The sequence below is a fragment of the Variovorax sp. YR752 genome, from assembly GCF_943372545.1.
Window position 1 is genome coordinate 1 of sequence record NZ_CALRZC010000348.1, and the last position, 5,852, is coordinate 5,852.

5 protein-coding genes and 1 pseudogene are annotated in these 5,852 nt (G+C 69.8%); 1 reads left to right on the forward strand and 5 read right to left on the reverse strand.

Annotation, left to right across the window (positions count from 1 at the left end; translation table 11 throughout):
- On the reverse strand, window positions 1–2,023 hold a 2,023-nt coding region (gene ppsA, locus AAG801_RS39675; RefSeq protein ID WP_341893371.1), incomplete at its 3' end, for a phosphoenolpyruvate synthase.
- 229 nt (window positions 2,024–2,252) lie between these two features.
- On the opposite strand from ppsA, the gene AAG801_RS39680 reads away from it, so the two are divergent.
- A complete protein-coding gene (locus tag AAG801_RS39680) occupies window positions 2,253–3,071 on the forward strand; it encodes a pyruvate, water dikinase regulatory protein (protein ID WP_341893372.1) in 819 nt (272 codons plus the stop codon).
- 7 nt (window positions 3,072–3,078) lie between these two features.
- Here AAG801_RS39680 and AAG801_RS39685 read toward each other — a convergent pair whose 3' ends face one another.
- The 4 genes and pseudogenes from AAG801_RS39685 to AAG801_RS39700 form a co-directional block, all read right to left on the reverse strand.
- Window positions 3,079–3,855 carry an RNA methyltransferase gene (locus AAG801_RS39685; protein WP_341893373.1) on the reverse strand — a complete coding sequence of 259 codons (777 nt, stop codon included), beginning with the start codon at window positions 3,853–3,855 and terminating at the stop codon, window positions 3,079–3,081.
- A 3-nt stretch (window positions 3,856–3,858) separates the two neighbouring features.
- A complete protein-coding gene (gene rnhB / locus AAG801_RS39690; protein ID WP_341893374.1) occupies window positions 3,859–4,479 on the reverse strand; it encodes a ribonuclease HII in 621 nt (206 codons plus the stop codon).
- On the reverse strand, window positions 4,451–5,596 hold the full coding sequence (gene lpxB / locus AAG801_RS39695; RefSeq protein ID WP_341893375.1) for a lipid-A-disaccharide synthase: 1,146 nt from the start codon (window positions 5,594–5,596) through the stop codon (window positions 4,451–4,453). Before lpxB ends, rnhB begins: the two co-directional genes overlap by 29 nt.
- 18 nt (window positions 5,597–5,614) lie before the next feature.
- Window positions 5,615–5,852, reverse strand: a pseudogene (locus AAG801_RS39700) (acyl-[acyl-carrier-protein]--UDP-N-acetylglucosamine O-acyltransferase); the annotation flags it as partial.

Consider the following 5,852-nt stretch of genomic DNA (forward strand, 5'->3'; position numbering starts at 1 on the left):
CACGCCGGAGGCCGCGCTCGGCCAGCATGCCCACCACGCGCTCGGCCTGGCCGAGCGTGCGCACGAAGGGCACCATGATCTCGACGTTGCTCAGGCCCATGTCGGTGCGAACCCGCTTGAGCGCCTCGCACTCCATTGCGAAGGCCTCGCCGAACTCGGGGCTGACGTAGCGCGACGCGCCGCGGAAGCCGAGCATCGGGTTCTCTTCCTCGGGCTCGTAGCGCGAGCCGCCGATCAGCTTCTTGTACTCGTTGCTCTTGAAGTCCGACAGCCGCACGATCACCGGCTTGGGCCAGAAGGCCGCCGCGATGGTGGCGATGCCCTCGGTGAGCTTGTCGACGTAGAAGGCGCGCGGGCTGGCGTGGCCGCGGGCCACCGACTCGACCGCCTTCTTCAGGTCGGCATCGACGTTCGGATAGTCGAGGATGGCCTTCGGGTGCACGCCGATGTTGTTGTTGATGATGAACTCGAGCCGCGCCAGGCCGACGCCCGAGTTCGGCATCTGCGCGAAGTCGAAGGCCAGCTGCGGGTTGCCCACGTTCATCATGATCTTCACCGGGCAGTACGGCAGCTCGCCGCGCTGCACGTCGCTGACCTCGGTCTCGAGCAGGCCGTCGTAGATGTGGCCGGTGTCGCCCTCGGAGCAGACCACCGTTACCAGCGCGCCGTCCTTCAGCGTCTCGGTGGCGTCGCCGCAGCCGACCACCGCCGGGATGCCCAGCTCGCGCGCGATGATCGCCGCGTGGCAGGTGCGGCCGCCGCGGTTGGTGACGATCGCGCTGGCGCGCTTCATCACCGGCTCCCAGTTCGGGTCGGTCATGTCGGTGACCAGCACGTCGCCGCTCTGCACCTGGTCCATGTCGGCCAGGCTGTGCACGATGCGCACCGGGCCGGTGCCGATCTTCTGGCCGATCGCGCGGCCCTCGGCCAGCACGGTGCCGGTTCCCTTCAGCTTGTAGCGCTGCTCGGCCTTGCCCTGGGCCTGGCTCTTCACCGTCTCCGGCCGCGCCTGCAGGATGTAGAGCTTGCCGTCGCCGCCGTCGCGGCCCCACTCGATGTCCATCGGGCGGCCGTAGTGCTGCTCGATGATCAGCGCGTACTTCGCCAGTTCGGTGACGTCGGCGTCGCTGAGCGAATAGCGGTTGCGCTGCTCGGGCGCGGTGTCCACCGTGCGCACCAGCTTGCCGCTCTTGGCCTTCTCCTCGGGCGAGGCGAACTCCATCTTGATCAGCTTGGAGCCGAGGTTGCGGCGGATGATCGCCAGCTTGCCGGACTTCAGCGCCGGCTTGTGCACGTAGAACTCGTCCGGGTTCACCGCGCCCTGCACCACCGTCTCGCCCAGGCCGTAGCTGGAGGTGATGAAGACCACGTCCTCGAAACCGCTCTCGGTGTCGATGGTGAACATCACGCCGGCGGCGCCGAGGTCGGAGCGCACCATGCGCTGCACGCCCGCGGACAGCGCCACGTCGCCGTGGGCGAAGCCCTTGTGCACGCGGTAGCTGATGGCTCGATCGTTGTAGAGGCTGGCGAACACCTCCTTCATCTTCGCCAGCACCTCGTCGATGCCGACGACGTTGAGGAAGGTCTCCTGCTGGCCGGCGAAGGAGGCGTCGGGCAGGTCTTCCGCCGTGGCCGACGAGCGCACCGCGAACGACGCGCCGGGATTGCCCGCCGTCAGCCGGGTGAATTCGGCACGGATCGCTGCTTCCAGCGTCGGCGGGAACGGGGTGGACTCGATCCAGTGGCGGATCTGCGCGCCGGCTTCGGCCAGTGCGCGCACGTCGTCGGTGTTCAGCGTGGCCAGGCGGTCGGCAATGCGCTTGGCGAGCCCTTCATGCCGCAGGAACTCGCGGAAGGCGTGGGCTGTCGTCGCGAAGCCGCCGGGCACCCGCACGCCCGAGGCCGCCAGCTGGCTGATCATCTCGCCGAGGGAGGCGTTCTTGCCGCCCACCGACTCGACGTCGGCCATCCTCAGTTGTTCGAACGGGACGACCAGGGCGGTCGCCAGTGCAGGGTTGGACATGGGAAAACTCCGTGATGTTGAGAAACCGGTGTTTCCCACCCCCTCCTGCGGCGGCCCGAGCCAGGCTCCAGGGCGGCGGCAGGCCCAGACGCAGGCTCGCCGCACTGTTCGAGTGCTTGTGGGCGGCGGGCGGCGTTCATCGGGCGGCGAGGTGGAAGTCTGGTGGCGATTCTAAGGTTTGTACCTATCATCCGGGCCGTCATCCCCCACGGACCGAGGCCGCGCCGCCATGCCCAACCGCACCGTCTTCTTCGTCTCCGACGGCACCGGCATCACCGCCGAGACCTTCGGCAACTCGATCCTGGCGCAGTTCGCCGGCAAGCCGCGCCACGTGCGCCGGCCCTTCATCGACACGCCCGACAAGGCGCATCAGGTGGTGCGCGAAGTCAACCACACCGCCGACGCCGAAGGCCACCGGCCGGTCGTCTTCATCACCCTGGTCAACACCGAGATCCTGGAGATCCTCAAACAGTCGCGCGGCCTGGTGCTGGACATGTTCAACACCTTCATCGAGCCGCTGGAGGCCGAGTTCGGCGTCAAGTCCAACCACCGCATCGGCCGCTTCTCCGACGTCTCGAAAAGCCAGGAATACACCGACCGCATCGAGGCGATCAACTTCTCGCTGGCCCACGACGACGGCCAGTCGGCCAAGAACCTGGCCGAGGCCGACGTGATCCTGGTCGGCGTCAGCCGCAGCGGCAAGACGCCGACCTCGCTGTACCTGGCGATGCAGCACGGCATCAAGGCGGCGAACTACCCGCTGATCCCGGAGGACTTCGACCGCGGCCAGATTCCCTCGACGCTGGCGCCGTTCAAGAAGAAGTGCTTCGGGCTGACCATCGACCCGGAGCGGCTCAGCCAGATCCGCAACGAGCGGCGCCCGGGCAGCAAGTACGCCTCGATCGAGAACTGCCGCGTCGAGGTGCGCGAGGCCGAGGCGATGATGCGCCGCGAGGGCATCGCGTGGCTGTCATCGACCCACAAGTCGATCGAGGAGATCGCTACGACGATCCTGCGCGACCTGCGCCCGGATCGGCTGATGTACTGAGAGCCGCTCAGGCGCTGCGCTGGCGCGCCGACTCGTAGAGACACACCGCCGCCGCCGCGGCCACGTTGAGCGACTCCTCGCCGCCCGGCTGCGGGATGCGCAGCGCCATCGTGCAGCGCCCCGCCAGCGCGGCCGCCACGCCCTGCCCCTCGTTCCCCAGCACCCAGGCGCAGGGCCAGGGCAGGTCGACCTCGTGCAGCGCACGCTCGGCGTGCGAACTGGTGGCCAGCAGCGGCAGGCGCAGGGTGTCGAGCGCTTCGGCATCGACACCTTCGACCAGGCGCAGCGCGAAGTGCGCCCCCATGCCGGCGCGCAACACCTTGGGCGACCACAGCGCCGCCGTCCCCTTCAGCGCAACCACCTGGGCAAACCCGAAGGCCGAGGCGCTGCGCAGGATGGCGCCGACGTTGCCGGCGTCCTGCAGCCGGTCGAGCACGACGGAGGGCGCGTCCGGCGTCAACGCCGGCGCCGTCGGCGTAGCCACGACAAAGCCGATCGACGGCGGCGATTCGAGGCTGGACAGGCCCGCCATCAGCTCGGCTGGCACGATCGCGACCGCCGCCGCGCGCGACGCGAGGTCGCGCAGCGGCGGCCGCGTCCAGCCTTCGCTGGTGACGACGGCCTGCAGCGCCCGCCCGCCGCGCTGCACGAAGGCGGCGCAGAGATGGTCACCCTCCAGCCACACTTCGCCGAGCCTGCGGTAGGCACCCGGGTCGGCGACGAGCTTGCGCACGCGCACCAGCAGCGGGTTGTCGCGCGAGCTGATGGGGCGCGGTTCTGCCATGGCTCAGCGCGGCAGAACGTCGCGCACCGGGCCGAACGAGCGGCGGTGCTCCGGGCAGGCGCCGTGCGCGCGCAGCGCCGCCAGGTGCTCCGGCGTCGGGTAGCCCTTGTGGCCGTCGAAGCCGTACTGCGGATGCTGCTCGTGCAGCGCGAGACAGAGCCGGTCGCGGTGCACCTTGGCCAGGATGGACGCGGCCGAGATTGCCTTCACCTTGGCGTCACCCTTGATGATCGCCTCCGCCGGCACCTTCAGCACCGGGATGCGGTTGCCGTCGACCAGCACCTTGGCCGGCTTCAGCCGCAGGCCCTCGACCGCACGGCGCATCGCCAGCATCGTCGCCTGCAGGATGTTGATCTGGTCGATCTCGGCGGCGCTGGCCTCGGCGATGCAGCAGCACAGCGCCTTGGCACGGATCTCGTCGAACAGCTTCTCTCGCCGCATCGGCGTCAGCACCTTCGAGTCGGCCAGGCCCTTGATCGGCTGCAGGTCGTCGAGGATGACCGCCGCCGCCACCACCGGCCCGGCCAGCGGGCCGCGGCCGGCCTCGTCGACACCCGCCACCAGGCCGGGCACGTCGAAGCGCAGGCCGAGCTGCTCAGCGCGCAAGAATTTCCGCGATCGCATCGGTGGCGGCGCGTGCGGTGTCGCGCCTGAGTTCGAGGTGCAGCGTTTGGAAGCGCTGCTGCAGATCGGCGCAGCGCTGCGGATCGTCCAGCCAGGCCAGTGTGGCGTGCGCCAGGCGCTCCGGCGTCGCCTCGCCCTGGATCAGCTCCGGCACGGCGAAGTCGCGCAGCAGGATGTTGGGCAGGCCCACCCAGGGCTGGTACTTCATGCGCTTCATCATCTGCCAGGACAGCGCGTGCATCGCGTAGGTGATCACCATCGGCCGCTTGAACAGCGCCGCCTCCAGCGTGGCGGTGCCGCTGGCGATCAGCGTCACGTCGCAGGCGGCCAGCGCCTCGTGCGAGCGGCCGTCGAGCAGTTCGACGCTGACACGCTCGGCATGCAGCTTGCGCAAGGGCTCGACGAGGTGGCGCAGCCCCGGCACCACCGGCAGGATGAAGCGCAGGCCGGGGCGGATGCGATTCATCTCGGCAGCCGCCTCGAACAGGCGCGGCGCGATGTACTGGATCTCCGAACGCCGGCTGCCCGGCAGCAGCGCGACGACCGGCTCGTCGGCGGCAATGCCGAGCGCGGTGCGCGACGCTGCCCGCGGCACCTCCAGCGGGATCGTATCGGCCAGCGGGTGGCCGACGTAGCGCGCATCGATGCCCTGCTTCGCGTAGATCTCCGGCTCGAAGGGGAAGATGCACAGCACCGTGTCGACCGCCTTGCGGATCTTCTCGATGCGCTTGCCGCGCCAGGCCCAGATCGACGGGCTGACGAAGTGCACAGTGCGGATGCCGCCGGCCTTCAGCCGCGTTTCCAGGTCGAGGTTGAAGTCGGGCGCATCGACGCCGATGAACATGTCCGGCTTCGCCTGCAGCACGCGCTCGGCGAGCTGATTGCGGATGCCGACCAGCTCGCGGTAGTGGCTCAGCACCTCGACATAGCCGCGCACCGCCAGCTTGTCGTGCGGCCACCAGGCCTCGAAGCCGTGGGCGGCCATCTTCGGCCCGCCGATGCCCTGCGCGACCAGCCCTGGCCAGCGCGCACGCAGGCCACCGAGCAGCAGGCCGGCGAGCAGATCGCCCGAGGCCTCGCCCGCCACCATCGCGAAGCGCGGTGCAGCCGCGTCCATCGGGCCGGAGGGCTGCCGTCAGCGCGCGATGCCGCGCGTGGCGTTGGCCAGGAAGGTGCTCATCAGCGCGACGTCGCCGGCAGCCGCGGGCTGCTCGCCGGCCAGCGCCTCGATGCCCGCCTTGGCCTGCTCGAGCGTGCGGCCTTCGCGGTAGAGCAGCTTGTGCATCTGCTTGACGGCGGCAATGCGCGGCGCGTCGAAGCCGCGCCGGCGCAGTCCCTCGATGTTGAAGCCGCGCACGGCGAGCGGATTGCCG